The organism is Pseudoalteromonas sp. SG44-8 (genome assembly GCF_014164125.1).
Taxonomy (GTDB): Bacteria; Pseudomonadota; Gammaproteobacteria; order Enterobacterales; family Alteromonadaceae; genus Pseudoalteromonas; species Pseudoalteromonas rhizosphaerae.
On sequence record NZ_JACJEQ010000002.1, the window covers coordinates 148,592 to 167,936 of the forward strand.

Here is a 19,345-nt window from a genome sequence, read left to right on the forward strand (position 1 = left end):
CCTAATAAGATTTCTTGTATAAATAACATTTCATTATACGCTAGGTATATGACCGAAAAAATGGCCAAAAGTTGCAACTAGTGTATCGATTCAGCTCAGTACTGACAACGCTATTGCTGTGAATTAGCAACAAAAAACGTTGAAGAGCAGGCTGACATCATTTTTATAACCTTATTAGCCAATCTTAACGCAACTATTTAAGACTCGGCTGTTAAGGTAAATACATGCTGCGGTGCTTATTTATAAACAAAAACTGTGTAAAACACCCCGTTTATTCACTCTTAATGAATAAACAAGCATAATTGACTGTAAGCATGGTCAATGCAACAGTTTAACTAATCTATAAAAAAAACACTCAAACAAATAAAACATCACAAATTCAACAAATTAATATATTACCGTGAATTTTATGAACAAAAATAAAGCGTTCATAAAAATCTTGCTATTAGTTTTTTTTATCTGAAAATTAAATTTTTCTAGTTTGAACAAAAACCAACTATTGCGTATTATTCTCCCATACCGAGCTAGCGCAGCAATGAATACTTCATTCAGCCCAGTTCTTTGCAATATGATTCTGATTTTTCGTATTGCTATGCTTAGATTACTTCCTTCAACTTGTTGTTTGCCCGCATTTTATGCGGGCTTTTTTTTGCCTGCAAATCACGCACAGCACTACCTCGCTATGGCGCATACAATATCGTTTACAAACTTAACAGCATGTGAATTGTATTAGCCCAAATAACTAAATAATCTAAACTTTAAGTAATATGCTAATCACGCGATTAACTTAAACACAGCAAAATAGACATTTGAATAGTGGCTAAAAGAACAGTATAGAAGATGTGTGAGGTGGGTTTGCAGCCATACGCACGCATACAGCTACAATAAATGTACTTTATTCTTGTTTGGGTAATAAGCCAAAGTGATGATAGGCGTTATCAGACACAATACGCCCTCTTGGCGTACGTTGGATAAATCCTTGCTGGATGAGGTAAGGCTCGATCACATCTTCAATGGTTTCTTTTTCTTCACCGATAGCGGCGGCTAAGTTGTCTAACCCTACCGGACCCCCCATAAACTTTTCAATGATCGCGAGTAAATATTTACGGTCCATATAATCAAAGCCGCTTTTATCTACATCAATCATATTAAGTGCCAGCTCTGCCACTTCGGCATTTACAGTACCGTCTGATTTAACTTGCGTGTAATCTCGTACCCGGCGTAATAATCGATTAGCGATACGTGGCGTACCACGAGAGCGTTTAGCAATTTCAATGGCACCTTCATCACACATGGCTAAATTTAAATAATGAGCAGATCGCCCCACTATAGTTGATAAATCTGCCACCGAATAAAACTCTAAACGCTGCACAATACCAAAACGGTCTCTAAGTGGTGAAGTTAACGAGCCTGCGCGAGTGGTTGCGCCAATTAAGGTAAAAGCGGGTAAATCGAGCTTAATGGAACGAGCTGCAGGCCCTTCACCAATCATTAAATCGAGTTGATAATCTTCCATTGCAGGATAGAGTATTTCTTCAACTTGCGGGCTTAGCCTATGTATTTCATCAATAAAAAGTACATCGCCTTCTTCTAAATTGGTCAGTAGTGCGGCTAAATCACCGGCTTTTTCAAGCACTGGGCCCGAGGTTGTTTTAATACTGACATTCAGCTCATTGGCAACAATGTTTGCTAGTGTGGTTTTCCCCAAACCCGGCGGACCAAATATTAATAAATGATCAAGCGCTTCACCCCGACTCCGTGCAGCTTCTATAAATATTTCCATTTGCTGTTTAACATGGGGCTGACCAGTATAATCGGCTAATAGTTTTGGTCTAATCGCGCGATCGACTACATCTTCATTACTTTGTTCAGTCGCATCTATTAAACGATCCGCTTCAATCATAGTTTACTCACAACATTGATTTTAGAGATTCTTTGATCAGAACCTCTGTAGACATACCAGGCTTGGCCACTGATTTTACTGTTTTTTGTGCTTGCGCCAATTTATAACCTAATGACACTAACGCAGAGATTGCATCATCTGCCGCATTATTAGCAATAAGTGCGTCAGAGGCGGGCTCTATAACTGCATTATCACTAAATGGCGTGAATAAGTCATTACCCCAATCTTTTAATCGGTCTTTCATTTCAAGTACCAGGCGCTCTGCGGTTTTTTTACCTACACCTGGCAGTTTCACTAAACTGGTGGCATCTTCGTTATTCACACAGCTAACAAATTGCTTAGCCGACATCCCTGAAAGTATTGCTAATCCGAGCTTTGGCCCAACGCCATTGGCTTTTAATAGCTCTCTAAATAATGCTCGCTCAATTTTATTATTAAAGCCAAATAATAACTGGGCGTCTTCTCTTACTACAAAATGAGTATACACAATGGCATTTTCGCCAATGTTTGGTAAATCATAAAAACACGTCATCGGCATGTTAACTTCGTAACCAACACCGCTTACTTCAAGCAAAATTTCTGGCGGTTGTTTTTCTACTAAGATGCCATTTAAGCGACCTATCATGTTATTTCCTTAATCGTCCTCTAACGGTTTTACTGGCACTGCCCGCTAGTTTTATTAAATTTTGATCGGAATGAGCATGGCATATCGCAATGGCTAATGCATCGGCTGCATCCGCTTGCGGTGTGCCTGGCAATTTTAAAATATTTTTAACCATATGCTGCACTTGCGATTTATCGGCACCACCGTGCCCTACCACCGCTTGTTTAATTTGCCGTGCCGAGTATTCAAACACCGGTAACTCAGCCATTGCCGCACCAACAATTGCAGCTCCTCTGGCTTGGCCTAATTTAAGAGCTGAATCAGGATTATGCGCCATAAATACTTTTTCAATGGCAAAATGATCGGGAGAGAATTGTTCGATTAGTTGACTGATCCCCTGATAAATCATTTTTAATCGAATAGGAAACTCGTGATCGGCCAGTTTTATACAACCGCTGCCTAAATAAGTAAATTTAGCACCTTGATGGGCAATCACCCCATAACCGGTTAATCGTGAGCCAGGATCAATCCCTAAAATAATAGCCAATACTTGCCCAATCAGTGTAAATAGTTAAGTACGCTAATAATGCCAGAGCACTGTATAAATTACCAGTGCATTATTGGCATAAAAAAGCCCGTAAAAACGGGCTTGTTTAATTGCTAACCTTTTAGGCTAAAGAGCGTAGTAACCCTTGGGTATTTTTACGCATGGTTGTAGCTATCATAAAGTAGCCCAGTGATGCCACAAACACACCACCCACTAATGGTCCAATAAGCCAAATATGCGGGTGCAGCTTACCTGCTAAGTCAAACATCTCACGTTGCACTATTAATAAAGCCACATCACTGACCAACGCAGCGACAAAACCAGCAGCGCTGCCCAGCAATAAAAACTCATATAAAGTGGCATTTTTTATTAGCCGCCCTTTGGCGCCTAAGGTACGCAATATGACAATTTCCTGCATCCGTTCACCAAGGCTTGCTTGCACTTGCGAAATTAAAACCAAGCCACCACACATCACCACTATCGCCAGTACAAATCCAATTGCCAGCGATACTTGCGAAATAGTAGAACGTATTTGTTTGACAAAGCTGTCAACGTCGATGGCGTTGATTGTCGGGTAGGCACGTAGTAGCTCACTAAAATCGCGTTTTTGCTCGGCTTCGATACGCACTGATGAAATATACGTCGCAGGAAAATCAGCCAGTACATCAGGGCTTAATATAATAAAGAAATTAGGCTTTAAAGTAGCCCAATTAACTTTACGAACACTGGTGATTTTGGCATCAAATGACTGGGCGCCAATCAAAAATGTTAGCGTATCACCCAGTTTCACATCTAAACGTTCTAGCATAGATTCTTCGATGGATACCTCAGCGGTGGCATTGTCGCCAAACCACTGCCCGTCTATGATCTCATTTTGCACAGGGACTTGCTCTAACCATGTAAGATTTAGCTCACGGCCAATACCTGCGCGTGCTTCTTCGTCTTTCTTCTCGTTGTCTTGCAATGAGACTTCGCGAGCAACTAATTCACCGTTAACAGCGTTTACGCGACCACGAATAGTCGGATAGAACTCAGATACTTGAATATTTTTTTGCTCTAAAAAGCTTGTTACGTCTGGCAATTCAGTTTCGGTTATATTGACTAAAAAAGCATTCGGCGCGTCGCTTGGAAGTTGCGATTGCCAATCTGCGATCATATCGTTTTTCAGCACCACTAAAAATAACAATAGCTTTATTGCCAACGAAAAACTGATCAACTGTACCGCATTAGCATTGGCACGTTTTTGCAACGAAGCAATCGCTAATGACCAACTATTCCCCGGGCGCAATCCTAGTTTACGTCCGCTGCCAAAGATTAACCGCGATAATACAAACAGTATTGCAATCAAAATTAAAGTGGAGACAAACAAAATAGCGGTAATTTTAAGGTTATTACTAAACAACCACATTAATAAAAAGACTGTTAAGCCCGACATAGCTAAATGCACTTTACTTACTAATAGCTTATCGCCTAAGTTACGGCGTAATACCCTAAGCGGTGGAATATCAAATAAATCTAATAACGGCTTGATTGAAAACATCACCGCACAGATAACGCCAGTACTAATCGCCACAAACCACGGTTTTATACCCGCAGCAGGAAGAGTATTGTTCATTGATTTAGCTAAATAACTAGTAGCTATCTCTTGTAAACCATAGCCAATGGCTAAGCCAAGTATGACCGACAAAGCACACACCAGTGATAAATGCAGTAAGTAAATTTTGCGAATTGTCGATCGGCTACCACCTAAGGTTTTCATCATCGCAACTGGGTCATATTGGCGTTCGCAATAACGCTTTGCAGACACGGCAATAGCCACCGCCGCTAAAATAATGCCCAATAACCCCGCTAATAATAAAAAGCTTTCAGCGCGGTTTAAGCTATTTGCAATCGGCGACTGTCTGTCTTTAACACCATACCATTGCTGATTTTCTTTCATTTGTGGTTTTAGCCAGCTATAAAAGTCAGTAAGGTTACTCTCATCCCCTGCATACAACTGACGGTAAAAAACACGGCTGCCCGGCTGGATCACTTCAGTTTTGTCTACGTCTTGGTTATTTAACAACACACGACGACTACTTGAAAAAATATTAAATGGTGCATCTGGCTCTTCCACCAATACTTTTTCAATATTAAATTGCGCAGCGCCAAGCTCAACCGTATCACCTACTCTTACATTTAGTGCATAAAATACCGATTCACTAAACCACACATTACCAACAGTTGGCCCTTGCGTAGCCACTTCAACCTCGCCGGTTAAGCTGCTTTTAACTTTTAGTTCGCCCTTAAGTGGGTAATGCTCAGACACCGCTTTTACTGAGCTTAATTGCATTTCGTCATTAGCAAACAACATAGTATCAAAGTAAGTGAGCTGTGCGGTTTGTAAGTTGTATTCGCCTGCTGTTGTTAAATATTCACCCGGTAATTCATGGTTGCTTGCCAGCACGCGATCAGCGGCAATAAAGGCACTGCTTTTTTGTGCAATGCTTTGCCCTATGCGATCAGTCACCATAGAAAGCGTTAGTACAGTTAATACTGCCAACGCTATGGCCGCACAAATCACCGTGAGTTCACCACGGCGAAATTCACGGCTAAATAATTTTAATGCTAATTTAACCCACATTCGCCACAGCCTCATTGGTATTTTTAACTAATTGACCCGCTTCAATTTGTAACACATGCTGGCACTTTGCTGCTAACGCCTCGTCATGTGTGACTAAAATCAACGTCGTGCCATGAAGCTGATTAAGCTCGAATAACAGTGACTCAATTAACTTACCATTTTTGCTATCAAGATTTGCTGATGGCTCATCGGCGAATAAAATCTTTGGTGTGCCAATAAATGCGCGAGCAATCGCTACACGCTGCTGCTCACCACCAGACAATTGCGACGGATAATGCTCAATTCGATGACTTAAACCTACTTTTTCCAGAAGATCGAGTGCTTGTTGCTTGGCATTTTTTTCACCAGCAAGCTCTGCCGGTAACATCACATTCTCAAGTGCTGTTAAACTCTGTACCAACATAAATGATTGAAATACAAAACCGACTTTTGCAGCTCTTAATGCCGCACGCGCTTCTTCATCAAGTTCATGCAGCGGCTCACCATCTAAATAAATTGATCCCTGAGTCGATTGGTCAAGTCCTGCGAGCAAACTTAATAAAGTTGATTTACCTGAACCTGAGGTACCAACTACAGCAACTGAGTCTCCAGACTTGACATTAAAGGTGATGTCACTGAGGATGGGCAAATCCCCTTCAAGGGTATTAACCGTTTTAGAAAGACCTTTAACCTGAATGATATTTAATTGAGATAGCGCTGACATATGATGTATTCAATCCTACGTTTTATTTTCGTTTTACTATTAGTAATCAAACCACTTAGTGCGGCAGCTGACAACACAATTTTAATTTTAGGTGATAGTTTAAGCGCCGCCTACGGCTTAAAACAAGAGCAAGGCTGGGTTAAACTGTTACAAGATAAGTACGACAACGAGCAAGCACCAATCCAACTTATCAATGCCAGTATCAGTGGCGAAACCACCGGTGGCGCACTGCGTCGTTTAGACGCCCTACTTAATGAGTTTCAACCGAGCCATGTACTTATAGAGCTTGGTGGTAACGACGGCCTGCGTGGCTTTCCAATTAAACGCCTAAAAGAAAACCTAGCCAGTTTAGTGAGCAAGAGCAAACAAGCTGATGCCAAAGTAGCGATTATGGAAATACACATCCCGCCTAACTATGGTCCACGTTATACCGGATTATTTACCGCTAGTTTTGCTGAGATTGCCGGTGCCACAAACAGCCATTTAATGCCATTTTTTATCTTGAATGTCGCTGCTGATAATAGCCTGATGCAAAACGACAACATACACCCTAACAAAACTGCTCAACCTATACTACGAGATGTGATGTATAAATCGATCAATGACTGGATAAATAACTAAACATCCTCATAAAATGATTTATTTCACTCAGTACGTGCAATAAATGTTCAAACAAACAAAAGCTTATTGATTTTTGAAAAAATATACGTACTATTGCTTGCAACGTCGGTATGTAGCGCAGCTTGGTAGCGCACTGTCATGGGGTGGCAGGGGTCGAGAGTTCGAATCTCTCCATACCGACCAATTAACTGCCAAACCCTATAAAAATCAATCTCCGCTCAGGTTTTAAATAAATCATCCAAAATACGTTGTTATTTGCGCTTTACACACCAGTGTATTTTCAAGCTTCGCGAGCATTCTTACTCTTGCACCATTCACTAAACATAAATTGGGTGCGATATGTCCGATATCAGCATCGATGATCACTGGGAATAAACATTCACCGAGCGCTAGCGTAAGTGCTTGGTAGTAATCTATAGTTTGCTCAGGGGTGCTGATCACCCCACTTCTACCGATAATCAATCCATTAATATCGCTAAAAACATTATTCAATTTAAGTGCTATTAAAAACCGTGCTAATGCACTGGGGTGAAGTTCAGCATTTTCTAAATATAAAACCAGTCCATGCGATGCATATTGCTTTTTAAATTCATCCAAGGCTAAAAATGGTGACGCAAGTAATAAACCGAGCGTATCTAAACACCCGCCAAATAACCGCCCGGATAGTTCCACTTCGCGATTATCTTTGACATTTAAGCAGCGCCATTGGCTCGGTTGCGTGAGTGAAAATAGTGCGTCGGGTGTCTGGGCATAATTAATCGCATCACTTTGATAAAATGGTGCCGGTGTTTGTGTAAACTCACCGCCTGCGGCTAATTCAAGCGTTTTAAATACTTGTAAGCAATGAGTATCTTCCTCGCTTGGGTGCAATTGCATTAGGTTAGTACAATGTAATGTGGTCCATCCACATTTGGCCGTTAAAGTACAAGCGAGTGTACTAATGTCAGAAAATCCAACGAGCCATTTAGGCCGCGCTTTTTTAATTGCATTAAAATCCAGATATGGCAGTACTTCCATGGCAAGCTCACCACCCCACGGCGGCATAATTGCGGCAATGCTGTCATCAAGTAAGAACGCCATTAGCTCATCAGCGCGTTGTTTTGCTGGGCTACTTTGTTGTCTTAAGCATTTACCTTCGACTACTTGGTAGCCACGGCGTGTTAAGCCAGAAAGTACGCGTTCCAGGCGTGGGTGAAAGATGCTCTCAACACCGGATGAAAATGCGCAAATGGCAATTTTATCGCCGTTTTTTAATGCGTCAGGAAAAGTAATAGCTGTCATCAACATCTGCAAATTATCAATATGTTAGCTTAACGTACCCAATTTATTAAGAAATGTCGAGATTGTTTATGGCATAAAAAAACCGATGCAAGCATCGGTTTTTAAAAACGTGAAAATGAGTAAAGTAATTAAATGTACTCAACCTCAATGATTTCGTATTCCACGTCGCCTTTCGGGGTTTTAATGATCACAGCATCATCTGCTTGTTTACCAATTAAACCACGGGCAATCGGTGAATTAACCGAAATACGGTTATCTTTAATACTTGCTTCATCATCACCAACAATTTGGTATTTAACTTCAGCATCAGTCTCAACATTAACGATTGTTACTGTGGTACCAAAAATAACTTTACCCGTATTTGGTAGTTTAGTCACATCAATGATTTGTACATTTGAAAGCTTAGCTTCAATTTCTTGAATACGGCCTTCGCAAAAACCCTGTTGCTCACGCGCTGCGTGATATTCAGCGTTTTCTTTTAAGTCACCATGTTCACGTGCAACTGCAATATCAGATACAATTTTTGGACGGGTAACTGTTTTTAATTCGTTAAGTTCTTTGCGCATTAAATCTGCGCCACGAACTGTCATCGGAATTGTTTGCATACTTTTCTCACTTAATCCCAAGGCCGCTAAACGGCCTTGGCACATTTCCTTAGTTCAATCGCAGGTGTAGTTCTTGAACTGACGTCACTTTGCTGCGGTCGTCTGCTTGGTTAGCAGTACAGTTAGCAAATGCCGCATTCAAGGTCGTTGTATAGTTAGTTTTGTGTTGCAATGCACCACGACGTAACACCTTCGAATCTTCGATCGCTTGGCGACCTTCGGTAGTATTAACGATATAGCTATACTCGCCATTTTTGATTCTATCAAGAATGTGCGGGCGACCTTCAAATACTTTGTTTACACGACGTACTGCAATACCAGCATCTTCAAGTGCAGCGGCTGTGCCACCTGTTGCATCTAGTTCAAAACCTAGGTCTGTCATGGTTTTAGCTAGTTCAACAATACGTGGCTTATCGCTATTACGCACAGATAGTAACGCGCGGCCACCGCGTGGTAAAGTATTGCTTGCACCTAATTGTGCTTTTGCAAAGGCTTCGGCGAATGTATCACCGACACCCATTACTTCACCAGTAGAGCGCATTTCAGGGCCACGGATAGGATCCACACCTTGGAACTTAGCAAATGGCAATACCACTTCTTTTACGCTGTAGTAAGGTGGTATCACTTCTTTAGTAATGCCTTGGCTTGCTAAAGATTGACCCGCCATACAACGTGCCGCTACTTTTGCAAGTGCCACACCGGTCGCTTTTGATACGAACGGTACCGTACGCGCTGCACGTGGGTTTACTTCGATTAGGTACACTTTGCCATCTTTAACAGCAAACTGTGTGTTCATCAAACCAACCACGCCAAGCTCCAGTGCCATGTCAGTTACTTGCTTGCGCATTACGTCTTGCACTTCTTGTGATAACGAATGGGCTGGTAATGAACAGGCTGAGTCACCTGAGTGAACACCCGCTTGTTCAATGTGTTCCATGATGCCGCCGATGATCACTTGCTCGCCGTCGCAAATTGCGTCAACGTCAACTTCAATCGCATTATCTAAGAAACGGTCAAGTAGTACTGGTGCTTCATTTGATGCAGATACGGCTTCGGTCATGTAACGACGTAAGTCTTGCTCGTCATACACTATTTCCATTGCACGACCACCTAGTACATACGAAGGACGCACAACCAGTGGGAAACCAATTTCAGCTGATTTTAAAATCGCTTCTTCAGTTGAAGTAACAGTAGCATTTTCAGGCTGAAGCAGGTTTAAACGCTCAACAAGTTGTTGGAAACGCTCACGGTCTTCTGCACGGTCAATCGCATCTGGTGAAGTACCAATTACTGGCACGCCGTTAGCTTCAAGTTCACGGGCAAGTTTAAGTGGTGTTTGACCACCGTATTGCACTATTACACCAACAGGCTTTTCTACACGTACGATTTCAAGTACGTCTTCAAGGGTAATTGGTTCAAAGTATAAACGGTCTGACGTATCGTAGTCGGTAGAAACCGTTTCAGGGTTACAGTTAACCATGATAGTTTCGTAGCCGTCTTCACGTAGTGCAAGGGCTGCGTGAACACAACAGTAATCAAATTCAATACCTTGGCCGATACGGTTTGGACCGCCACCAATAACCATGATTTTATCACGATCAGATGGGTTAGCTTCACACTCTTCGTCGTACGTTGAGTACATGTATGCAGTATCAGAGCTAAACTCTGCAGCGCACGTATCAACGCGCTTGTATACTGGCACGATGTTTAATAAATGACGCTTTTTACGAATTTCAGCTTCAGACACACCGGCAATTTCAGCGATACGAGGGTCAGCAAAACCTTTACGTTTTAACTTACGAAGGAAATCAGCGCTTAAGCCAGCCATGCCCACTTCGGCAATTTTAGCTTCGTCTTTTAAGATGTCTTCAATCTGTACTAAGTACCAACGGTCAACTTTCGTTAACTGAAACACTTCTTCAACGCTCATGCCATGACGCATTGCATCAGCAATATACCAAATACGCTCAGCGCCTGGCTCACGTAATTCACGGATGATTTTTTCTTTCGCTTTCGGGTCGTCAAGTGCCACGATTGGGTTGAAACCCGTTGCGCCAACTTCCAGACCACGTAATGCTTTTTGTAACGACTCTTGTTGGTTACGACCAATCGCCATTACTTCGCCTACAGATTTCATTTGCGTGGTTAAACGGTCGTTTGCACCAGCAAATTTTTCAAAGTTAAAGCGAGGAATTTTTGTGACTACATAGTCGATTGATGGCTCGAACGACGCAGGTGTTTTACCACCGGTGATGTCATTTTGTAGCTCATCAAGTGTGTAGCCTACCGCTAGCTTAGCCGCGATTTTAGCAATCGGGAAACCGGTTGCTTTTGAAGCAAGTGCTGATGAACGTGATACACGTGGGTTCATCTCGATAATAACCATACGGCCGTCATCTGGATTAACACCAAACTGTACGTTTGAGCCACCTGTTTCAACACCAATTTCACGCAGTACTGCCATAGAGGCATTACGCATTAGTTGGTATTCTTTGTCAGTTAATGTTTGCGCAGGAGCAACGGTGATTGAATCGCCAGTATGAACACCCATTGGGTCAAAGTTTTCAATTGCACAAACGATAATGCAGTTGTCGTTTTTGTCACGCACAACTTCCATTTCGTACTCTTTCCAACCGATCAATGATTCATCAATCAATAGCTCGCTGGTTGGAGAAAGGTCTAAACCGCGTTCACAAATTTCTTCAAACTCTTCTAAGTTATACGCCACACCGCCGCCGGTGCCGCCCATAGTGAAAGAAGGTCGAATAATACACGGTAAACCAATGCGTGTGATGATGTCTTTTGCTTCATCCATTGAATGAGCAATTTCAGCACGCGGGCATTCTAAACCGATATTTCTCATTGCGATGTCGAAACGTTCGCGGTTTTCTGCTTTGTCGATTGCATCAGCTGTTGCGCCAATTAGCTCAACACCATGCTTTGCCAATACACCGTGCTTGTCTAGTTCTAGCGCACAGTTTAATGCGGTTTGACCACCCATTGTAGGTAGCACTGCATCTGGCTTTTCTTTTTCAATGATTTTTTCTACCACTTCCCAATGAATTGGCTCGATGTAGGTCGCATCAGCCATATCAGGATCGGTCATAATTGTTGCAGGGTTTGAGTTAACTAAAATAACTCGATAGCCTTCTTCTCTAAGTGCTTTACACGCTTGAGCACCAGAGTAGTCAAATTCACAGGCTTGGCCGATTACAATCGGGCCTGCGCCTAGGATAAGAATGCTTTTTATGTCGGTACGTTTTGGCATTGTTACTCCGGTTTAATTAGTTGTTACGCGCTTGCATCAAATCGATGAAGTGGTCAAATAATGGGGCTGCATCGTGTGGACCTGGGCTTGCTTCAGGGTGACCTTGGAAGCTAAAAGCAGGTTTGTCGGTGCGGTGAATACCTTGCAACGTTCCGTCAAATAACGATTTATGCGTAGCACGAAGGTTATCAGGTAACGTTGTTTCATCGGCAGCAAAACCATGGTTTTGCGCAGTGATCATTACTACGTTACGGTCTAAATCTTTCACTGGGTGGTTACCACCGTGATGACCAAACTTCATTTTCACTGTTTTTGCACCCGAGGCAAGTGCTAACAATTGGTGACCTAAACAGATACCAAAAATAGGAATTTCAGTTTCTAAAAAGGCTTTAATTGCTTCAATGGCGTAAGTACACGGTTCTGGATCGCCCGGGCCATTCGATAAGAAGATACCATCTGGGTTAAGTGCTAACACGTCAGCTGCCGAGGTTTGTGCAGGTACAACGGTTAATTTACAACCACGGTCTACAAGCATACGTAGAATATTACGCTTCACACCGAAATCATAAGCAACAACGTGAAACTTTTCATCGGCTGCGTTTAGAGTTTTGAACCCTGCGCCTAATGTCCAGCTTGATTCACGCCACTCGAAATTTTCCTTGGTTGATACTACTTTCGCTAAATCCATACCTTTTAAGCCTGGGAAGGCTTGCGCAGCTGCGAGCGCTTGGTTTTCATCTAATTCGTCACCTGCAATAATACAACCGTTTTGAGCGCCTTTATCGCGCAAAATACGGGTAAGCTTACGGGTGTCGATGTCTGCAATACCTAAGATATTACGTTCTTTTAAGTAATCATCTAACGATTGCTCGTTACGGAAATTACTTGCTAGCAGTGGCAAATCACGGATCACTAGGCCTTTAGCCCAAATGTGACTCGCTTCTTCGTCTTCGCTGTTAGTACCCGTATTACCTATGTGTGGGTACGTCAAAGTTACGATTTGTTCCGCGTATGAAGGGTCAGTCAGAATTTCCTGATAACCAGTCATTGATGTATTGAATACTACTTCACCGACAGACATGCCGTCAGCGCCGATTGCAGTACCGCGAAACACTGTGCCGTCTTCTAGAACTAACAGAGCGGATTTAGTCAAGTTAACCTCCTAACAGTAAAAAACGGGAGTAAAGTCATTTGCTTTACTACCCGTTTATAGCGATTGGAAACACGCAATTATGAATTTTTGGCAAATTAGCGCTATTTTATAGTAATTTGCCTTTTAGGTCTAACCCTATTTCAATAATCAGTAAAAATAAGCCCTATAAGCCAAAAAAGCCACCAAACACCCAAAAAAGTAACTAAACTACTTCAAGTCGAGGACATCTTGCATGTCATAAAGTCCTGCAGGCTTATTTTTCAACCAGCCCGCAGCTCTTACTGCGCCTAATGCAAAGGTCATTCGAGAACTTGCTTTATGAGTTAATTCAAGCCTTTCGCCAGAAGTTGCGAAATATGCGGTATGTTCACCAACTATATCTCCGCCTCGGAGCACCGAATAACCAATTTCATTTTGCGATTTTTCTGTTTCTACTCGGCTGCGATCAAATATCGCAACCTCATCATGCACCCACCCTTTTGCATCGGCAATTGCCTCACCAATGGCAAGTGCAGTGCCTGATGGCGCATCTATTTTATGGCGATGATGCGCTTCAAAAATTTCGATATCTAAATCATCACCAAATTTAGTGGCGGCGGTTTGCACTAAATTCAACAGTAAATTTACGCCTACGCTGTAATTTCGCGCAAACACAATTGGAATCTGCTTGGCAGCCGTTTGTAACGCCAGCATATCGTCGTCATTTAAACCGGTGGTGCCAATCACCATCGGGATATTTTGTGCAACAGCTGTTTTTAAATGCTCACGCATACCCGCTGGGAGCGTAAAATCAATCAGTACGTCGGTATTGTCAACGTTGCGTTCATCACTAAAATTAATTGTCGCAGGTGCTGCGCTATTTAATTGATTAACGGCAATATTTAATAAGGGAGAACTGCTGCGTACATAGGCTGCACTAAGCTCGGTATGATTATTTTTGTGAGCGGCTTCAATTAATGCCAACCCCATTCTTCCGTTTGCGCCAAATACGCCTATTCGATTCATATTAATAACCTATGCATTTTTTGAGTTGGCTAGATTTTATCTAAAACTCGTGTAATAGTCAGGTAAGCCTTTTAAAAAATAATAATAACAGATACCCATAGACTTTAGCCATCTATACATTTAAACTTCTTTCTTTGCGCCGATTTGGTCTTTGGCTTGCGGGCGCTGTTGAGGTACTTATCATTGTGGTAGGTATGACAACTAAATTCAGCTAAAAGAGGGATGTTTTGGCTGTGTTAGTTGTGCAAGAAGTTATCTAACGAGGAATATGATGCAGCCATCATTTAATAAAACAACAGCAAAACTATCTTTGCTCCCCCTATTAACCTTTGTGGCCTTATTTTTAGGTGCGGGTTTATACCTGCAATCACAAGGGGTCGATTACGCTTTTTATCAGCTCCCTGCCCCTGTTGCTATTTTACCGGCGATTATGCTGGCGTTTATTTTAAATAAGAACACCATTAACCACAGTGTAGAAACCTTTATAAAAGGTGCCGGTCACAACAACATCATTACCATGTGCTTAATTTATTTACTTGCTGGGGCATTTTCTGCCGTCGCAGGTGCTACAGGCGGCGTGGATGCGGTTGTTAACGCCGGTTTATCACTTATTCCACCAGCATTACTTTTACCGGGCTTATTTTTAATTGCAGCGGTAGTATCTACGGCCATGGGTACTTCAATGGGTACTATCGGGGCGATTGGCCCGATTGCGTATGCGGTCTCTATTAAAACCGGTATTGATCCAGCATTAATGGCCGGTACGATTGTGTCAGGTGCGATGTTTGGCGATAACTTATCAATTATTTCTGATACCACCATTGCTGCAACGCGTACCCAAGGCTGTGAGATGAAAGATAAATTCCGTGAGAATTTAAAAATCGCATTGCCAGCAGCTATCCTCACTATTGGTTTATTATTCTTTTTAACTCCTGCGGCTCAAGCAGTAGAAACCAAAGATTACGATATTCTATTAGTACTACCTTATGCATTTATTTTAGTACTAGCGGTGATGGGCTTTAATGTATTTGTGGTGCTGTTCAGCGGTATTATATTTGCGGCACTGATGGGCTTTACTGGCAGTTATGAAGGTGCCAGCTTTGTAAAAGACATTTATAAGGGCTTTACTGATATGCAAGAAATATTCTTGCTGTCGATGTTTATTGGTGGCTTATCAGAGTTTATTCGTATTAACGGTGGCCTTGATTATATCGCGCAAAAGATTCAAGCCATTACTAAAGTCATTGCAAAATGGCACAGAAAAGTGGCAGATCAACTTGGTATTGCCGCGTTAGTTATGACCAGCAACGTATGTATAGCGAATAATACCGTGTCGATTATTGTTGCCGGTCCTATCGCCAAAAAACTTGCCGATGATGGTGAGATCAGCGGTAAGCGTTCAGCAAGCTTACTGGATATTTTCGCCTGTGTTACGCAAGGATCTCTCCCTTATGGTGCACAAGCGTTACTACTTGGCGCAACATTTAAAATTAGCCCGTGGCAAGTATCAACCTCATCTTACTACTGCTTTATATTGGCATTTACTGCTATAGCTGTAATTTGCCTACGCCGAAATAAGGCATAAATACTTAAGCAGATGCGCTCACGTTTGGGCGTATCTGCTATACTTTGCACTTTACTCCCCATTAAACATATAGTTATGAATATAAAATCAACATTATCTTTATTCGCCCTTTGTGCAGTTAGTACATCTAGCTTTGCTGCAAATTGGAGCACAACGCAACTACATTTAAACTACGGCGATTTTAAAAACCCATTTACTGAACAAGAAGCAGGTACATCAATCGCTTCACTGCAACACGCCTCTGGCTATGACTATGGTGATAACTTTTTCTTCATAGATTACATTAATGATAATGTTGATGATGGCTATCAAGACCGTGACTTTTATGGCGAATGGTATTCAACTTTTAGCCTTTCTAAAATAACCGGTAATGACTTTTCGTTTGGCGCTATTGCTGACGTTGGATTAACAGCGGGCTTTAACGCCGCAGGTGATGCTAAGGTATTGAAGTATTTACCCGGTGTTAAAGTAAATTGGCAAGCGCCAGGATTTAGTTTTTTATCAACCCTAGTTACGGCCTATATAGATGATAACGAGGGTGTTGCGCGTGGCGGCGCGCCTATTGAAACTAACAGCTGGATGCTAGATGTTGCATGGGGTTACCCGTTTTCGATTGGTTCACAAAAATTTAATATAACTGGCCATGTTGAATATATTGCTGAGCGCGAAAATGAATTTGGTGAAGATGTTAAGGCGTGGATCTTAGCGCAGCCTATCATTACTTGGGACTTGGGTAATGCCATCAGCATGAAAGAAAACACCTTACTACTTGGCCTTGAGTGGCAATATTGGCACAACAAGCTAGGGACCGATACCACTGAGTCGGTACCGCAATTTCATGTTGAGTGGACGTTTTAATAGTTAGCGATAATAATAAAGCGCGATATTAATTGTATTGCGCTTTTTTTACTTACCATGAACACAGATCACGTTAGCTTTATTTCATAAACACCTAAACGCTGCTGTTGCTGATTAGCAAGGAAGATTGATGTCTCTTTTTGATAATATTTAAATTGTGCGCCTGCGCGTTGCACAACCTTTATACTCGCTAAGTTTTCCTCTAAACAACAAAACTCAATCACTTTTGCATGACTATTATTTTTTATATAAGGCACTATTTTAGTAAGCACTTGATTCATGGCTCTTTGCCCGCGTGCAAAATCAGCTAACCAATAACCGCATTCAGCACCTTTACTGTCAGGATCAATGTGTTTAATACCAAATACACCGCTTAAGCGATCCTCTATATATACCGCAAACCACTGAGAACCTGCTTTACCGCTGTGTAGTCGTTCATATATATAACGTTTAGTTGAATTAACATCTATTACGTAATCCACCCAAGGTAAAAATTGACTCAGATTTTCCCGACTATCGGCGATAACTTGGTAAAGTTCAACTGCGTGACTAATATCTAATGGCTTTAAAGTTATTGAATCTGAAATCACCAGTTCCATTTAGTCAGCCTCAACTACTTTTGCTAAACGCATATGTAGCAGCGGAAACGGCTTTCCTTGACCATCTAATTCAGAGCGCCCTATTTGCTCAAACCCTCTACTTAAATAAAAACCATGGGCTTTAGGGTTTTGCTCGTTAACATCAACATGAGTTGCCGCTAAATTATCAATCGCGTAATTAATTAAGAACGTGCCAACCCCCTTCGCAAAGAAAGTCGGCTCAACAAACAGCATTTCAATATTGCCGCCAGCAACGCCAATAAACCCAATTATTTTTCCACTGTTGTCTTTACAACAAAAAAGACTAACAGCATCAAAATAATGTGCCAAAATCAATGGTTTCAGTTCATCTATGTGTTGTTGGGTTAAAAAGTCATGGGTATGAGAAACGCAAGCTTCCCAGATCTCAATTAAAGAGGCGTAATCTTTTTGCTCGGCGGATTTAATAAGCATTGTTAGTTCCTTTGAATATTAAAATAACCATCATCAGTTTTGCAAAAATATTGTAGCGGAGTTGGGCAACAGCTCCGAGGCTAAATCAACAAAAAGCAGCGTAAACGCTGCTTTTATAGTACTTACATTTTAGTCTCTAACTTTGCGTTAAATAAAACGCTTAATAATAAAATCAACTTTGACACGCTTAGCTTGCCCCAGCAATTTTTTAACCGCTGGCGGGTAATCGTCCATGGTTTCTAAATCTTCGGCACCGTTTAAACGACGACAGTGTTGTAATATCTCGGCTCTTTCATTGTCGATTGCTGGCATGAGACTTTGCTCAGGATCTTCTAATAAAATGCCATTTTCGATATCTAATCCCCAGGCACGAGGATTTAAATTATGGCCACTCAATAAATGATATTTACGATCAGCACAAATACCTTTCAAATGAAATGAGTTACTTTCATGCTGCCACAAATACACATTTAAATTACCGTTAATAATATGGCGCTTTTGCGATTTTAAAAATTTATGCAAAATCGTTTCATACAAGTATGGCAAAGCACCTATTTTACTAAATGGTTCACTTGGTGGCAGGTAAAAATCATTCGCCGTTTTATCGCCTACTACGATTGTTACTTGCTTGCCCTGTTTTAGTAAGCGGCGCAAGGAACGCATTAACGGTGCAGGAAAATTAAAGTATGGGGTATACAGCACTAACTCTTGCTCGGTGGCATCAAATAAGGATTTGATCACACGATTAAGCTCGTTATTACGTCGTCCCAGTCCTAAAAATAGTCGCACGCCAAGTGCTTGCTCATTTTGCTCCACACTGTGAGCGTAGTTAGCTTGCTTTAATGTACGCATCAATTGTTTTTGTGCGATTTTAATATCATTAAACTTTGTTAAAGGCCGCACATCAATACGTGGAACGGCTTCAGAACTCAACAATTCATGTTCAATAAAGTCAATCACAGAATCACATAGTGAGGCCTGCTCGACTAAAAAATAGCGATCTAACCGGTAGCGCTCTTGATACTGCAAATACACATTATTTAAACTCGCACCGCTGTAAAGCAGCGTATCATCAATTACAAAACCTTTTAAATGCAGCACCCCAAAAAGTTCTTTTGCTTTTACTGGTACGCCAAAAATTTGTACGTTTGATTGATATTTTTCTTGATATTCACAATATAAACTGGCGTTACCATCTGACTTTGCCGCACCAATTAAACCGCGTTGGGCACGATGAAAGTCAACCAACACTTTTACATCTAATGCGGGGTTTGCTAATGAAGCCTGATGTAACGCTGCTAACACTTCACGCCCTGCTTCATCATCTTGCAGATAAAGTGTCGTAATATAAATACGTGTTTTTGCCTGCGCAATCAGTGCTAGTAAATGCGTGCGATATTCTTGTGCATTGGTTAAGACGTTAACGTCTTTTGAAGTCAACCCGTACGCGGGTTTTTCCTGCCAAAATAACATAATTGCCTATTCACTTAGGTCACCCTTAATCAGGGTCACAAATCAAAATTAGTTAAAACATATC

Annotated in this window: 16 protein-coding genes and 1 tRNA gene; 4 read left to right on the forward strand and 13 right to left on the reverse strand. The window is 41.6% G+C overall.

The window, feature by feature from the left end; all coding sequences use genetic code 11:
• Nucleotides 1–895 precede the first annotated feature (895 nt).
• The 5 genes from ruvB to H5163_RS02985 all read right to left on the reverse strand — a co-directional run bounded on the left by ruvB (nt 896) and on the right by H5163_RS02985 (nt 6,380).
• Complete coding sequence (gene ruvB / locus H5163_RS02965) at nt 896–1,903, reverse strand: Holliday junction branch migration DNA helicase RuvB (RefSeq protein WP_145233092.1); 1,008 nt, start codon at nt 1,901–1,903, stop codon at nt 896–898.
• A 7-nt stretch (nt 1,904–1,910) separates the two neighbouring features.
• A complete protein-coding gene (gene ruvA / locus H5163_RS02970; protein ID WP_145233091.1) occupies nt 1,911–2,528 on the reverse strand; it encodes a Holliday junction branch migration protein RuvA in 618 nt (205 codons plus the stop codon).
• Between the two features lies 1 nt (nt 2,529).
• Nucleotides 2,530–3,054, reverse strand: coding sequence for a crossover junction endodeoxyribonuclease RuvC (gene ruvC / locus H5163_RS02975; protein ID WP_145233090.1), 525 nt, complete (start codon nt 3,052–3,054; stop codon nt 2,530–2,532).
• Nucleotides 3,055–3,175: 121 nt separating this feature from the next.
• Nucleotides 3,176–5,677 carry an ABC transporter permease gene (locus tag H5163_RS02980; RefSeq protein ID WP_182734294.1) on the reverse strand — a complete coding sequence of 834 codons (2,502 nt, stop codon included), beginning with the start codon at nt 5,675–5,677 and terminating at the stop codon, nt 3,176–3,178.
• Entirely contained in the window at nt 5,667–6,380 is a 714-nt protein-coding gene (locus tag H5163_RS02985) for an ABC transporter ATP-binding protein (protein WP_145233088.1), read from the reverse strand. Before H5163_RS02985 ends, H5163_RS02980 begins: the two co-directional genes overlap by 11 nt.
• Between H5163_RS02985 and H5163_RS02990 the strand changes: the two genes are divergently transcribed.
• Both H5163_RS02990 and H5163_RS02995 read left to right on the forward strand, forming a co-directional pair.
• The gene (locus tag H5163_RS02990; protein ID WP_182734296.1) at nt 6,381–7,001 is read left to right on the forward strand and encodes an arylesterase; all 621 of its coding nucleotides are present in this window, start codon (nt 6,381–6,383) and stop codon (nt 6,999–7,001) included.
• A gap of 106 nt (nt 7,002–7,107) precedes the next feature.
• Nucleotides 7,108–7,184 (forward strand) — tRNA-Pro (locus tag H5163_RS02995).
• Between the two features lie 51 nt (nt 7,185–7,235).
• On the opposite strand, the gene H5163_RS03000 is transcribed toward H5163_RS02995, so the two are convergent.
• From H5163_RS03000 to dapB, 5 genes are all read right to left on the reverse strand, one after another.
• The gene (locus H5163_RS03000; protein ID WP_182734298.1) at nt 7,236–8,282 is read right to left on the reverse strand and encodes a S66 peptidase family protein; all 1,047 of its coding nucleotides are present in this window, start codon (nt 8,280–8,282) and stop codon (nt 7,236–7,238) included.
• 128 nt (nt 8,283–8,410) lie between these two features.
• Nucleotides 8,411–8,887: a transcription elongation factor GreA gene (gene greA / locus H5163_RS03005; RefSeq protein ID WP_145233085.1), complete on the reverse strand. Its 477-nt coding sequence runs from the start codon at nt 8,885–8,887 to the stop codon at nt 8,411–8,413.
• A gap of 49 nt (nt 8,888–8,936) precedes the next feature.
• Nucleotides 8,937–12,155 carry a carbamoyl-phosphate synthase large subunit gene (gene carB, locus H5163_RS03010; RefSeq protein WP_145233084.1) on the reverse strand — a complete coding sequence of 1,073 codons (3,219 nt, stop codon included), beginning with the start codon at nt 12,153–12,155 and terminating at the stop codon, nt 8,937–8,939.
• Between the two features lie 16 nt (nt 12,156–12,171).
• Nucleotides 12,172–13,308, reverse strand: coding sequence for a glutamine-hydrolyzing carbamoyl-phosphate synthase small subunit (carA, locus tag H5163_RS03015; RefSeq protein ID WP_145233083.1), 1,137 nt, complete (start codon nt 13,306–13,308; stop codon nt 12,172–12,174).
• A gap of 207 nt (nt 13,309–13,515) precedes the next feature.
• Nucleotides 13,516–14,313 carry a 4-hydroxy-tetrahydrodipicolinate reductase gene (dapB, locus tag H5163_RS03020; protein ID WP_182734300.1) on the reverse strand — a complete coding sequence of 266 codons (798 nt, stop codon included), beginning with the start codon at nt 14,311–14,313 and terminating at the stop codon, nt 13,516–13,518.
• Between the two features lie 271 nt (nt 14,314–14,584).
• On the opposite strand from dapB, the gene H5163_RS03025 reads away from it, so the two are divergent.
• Nucleotides 14,585–15,898 carry a Na+/H+ antiporter NhaC family protein gene (locus H5163_RS03025; protein ID WP_182734359.1) on the forward strand — a complete coding sequence of 438 codons (1,314 nt, stop codon included), beginning with the start codon at nt 14,585–14,587 and terminating at the stop codon, nt 15,896–15,898.
• 75 nt (nt 15,899–15,973) lie between these two features.
• Complete coding sequence (locus tag H5163_RS03030) at nt 15,974–16,756, forward strand: nucleoside-binding protein (protein WP_182731289.1); 783 nt, start codon at nt 15,974–15,976, stop codon at nt 16,754–16,756.
• Nucleotides 16,757–16,824: 68 nt separating this feature from the next.
• Here H5163_RS03030 and H5163_RS03035 read toward each other — a convergent pair whose 3' ends face one another.
• The 3 genes from H5163_RS03035 to pssA form a co-directional block, all read right to left on the reverse strand.
• Nucleotides 16,825–17,355, reverse strand: coding sequence for a GNAT family N-acetyltransferase (locus H5163_RS03035; RefSeq protein ID WP_182734301.1), 531 nt, complete (start codon nt 17,353–17,355; stop codon nt 16,825–16,827).
• Nucleotides 17,356–17,808, reverse strand: a complete 453-nt coding sequence (locus H5163_RS03040) for a GNAT family N-acetyltransferase (protein WP_149982340.1) — start codon at nt 17,806–17,808, stop codon at nt 17,356–17,358.
• A gap of 147 nt (nt 17,809–17,955) precedes the next feature.
• Nucleotides 17,956–19,281 carry a CDP-diacylglycerol--serine O-phosphatidyltransferase gene (gene pssA / locus H5163_RS03045; protein ID WP_182734302.1) on the reverse strand — a complete coding sequence of 442 codons (1,326 nt, stop codon included), beginning with the start codon at nt 19,279–19,281 and terminating at the stop codon, nt 17,956–17,958.
• Nucleotides 19,282–19,345 lie beyond the last annotated feature (64 nt).

Bases quoted from the DNA above. Each gene is read 5' to 3' on its own strand.
- ruvB (WP_145233092.1), bottom strand. From the start codon at position 1,903: ATGATTGAAGCGGATCGTTTAATAGATGCGACTGAACAAAGTAATGAA.
- ruvA (WP_145233091.1), bottom strand. From the start codon at position 2,528: ATGATAGGTCGCTTAAATGGCATCTTAGTAGAAAAACAACCGCCAGAA.
- H5163_RS02980 (WP_182734294.1), bottom strand. From the start codon at position 5,677: ATGTGGGTTAAATTAGCATTAAAATTATTTAGCCGTGAATTTCGCCGT.
- H5163_RS02985 (WP_145233088.1), bottom strand. From the start codon at position 6,380: ATGTCAGCGCTATCTCAATTAAATATCATTCAGGTTAAAGGTCTTTCT.
- H5163_RS02990 (WP_182734296.1), top strand. From the start codon at position 6,381: ATGATGTATTCAATCCTACGTTTTATTTTCGTTTTACTATTAGTAATC.
- H5163_RS03000 (WP_182734298.1), bottom strand. From the start codon at position 8,282: ATGACAGCTATTACTTTTCCTGACGCATTAAAAAACGGCGATAAAATT.
- greA (WP_145233085.1), bottom strand. From the start codon at position 8,887: ATGCAAACAATTCCGATGACAGTTCGTGGCGCAGATTTAATGCGCAAA.
- carB (WP_145233084.1), bottom strand. From the start codon at position 12,155: ATGCCAAAACGTACCGACATAAAAAGCATTCTTATCCTAGGCGCAGGC.
- dapB (WP_182734300.1), bottom strand. From the start codon at position 14,313: ATGAATCGAATAGGCGTATTTGGCGCAAACGGAAGAATGGGGTTGGCA.
- H5163_RS03025 (WP_182734359.1), top strand. From the start codon at position 14,585: ATGCAGCCATCATTTAATAAAACAACAGCAAAACTATCTTTGCTCCCC.
- H5163_RS03030 (WP_182731289.1), top strand. From the start codon at position 15,974: ATGAATATAAAATCAACATTATCTTTATTCGCCCTTTGTGCAGTTAGT.
- H5163_RS03035 (WP_182734301.1), bottom strand. From the start codon at position 17,355: ATGGAACTGGTGATTTCAGATTCAATAACTTTAAAGCCATTAGATATT.
- H5163_RS03040 (WP_149982340.1), bottom strand. From the start codon at position 17,808: ATGCTTATTAAATCCGCCGAGCAAAAAGATTACGCCTCTTTAATTGAG.
- pssA (WP_182734302.1), bottom strand. From the start codon at position 19,281: ATGTTATTTTGGCAGGAAAAACCCGCGTACGGGTTGACTTCAAAAGAC.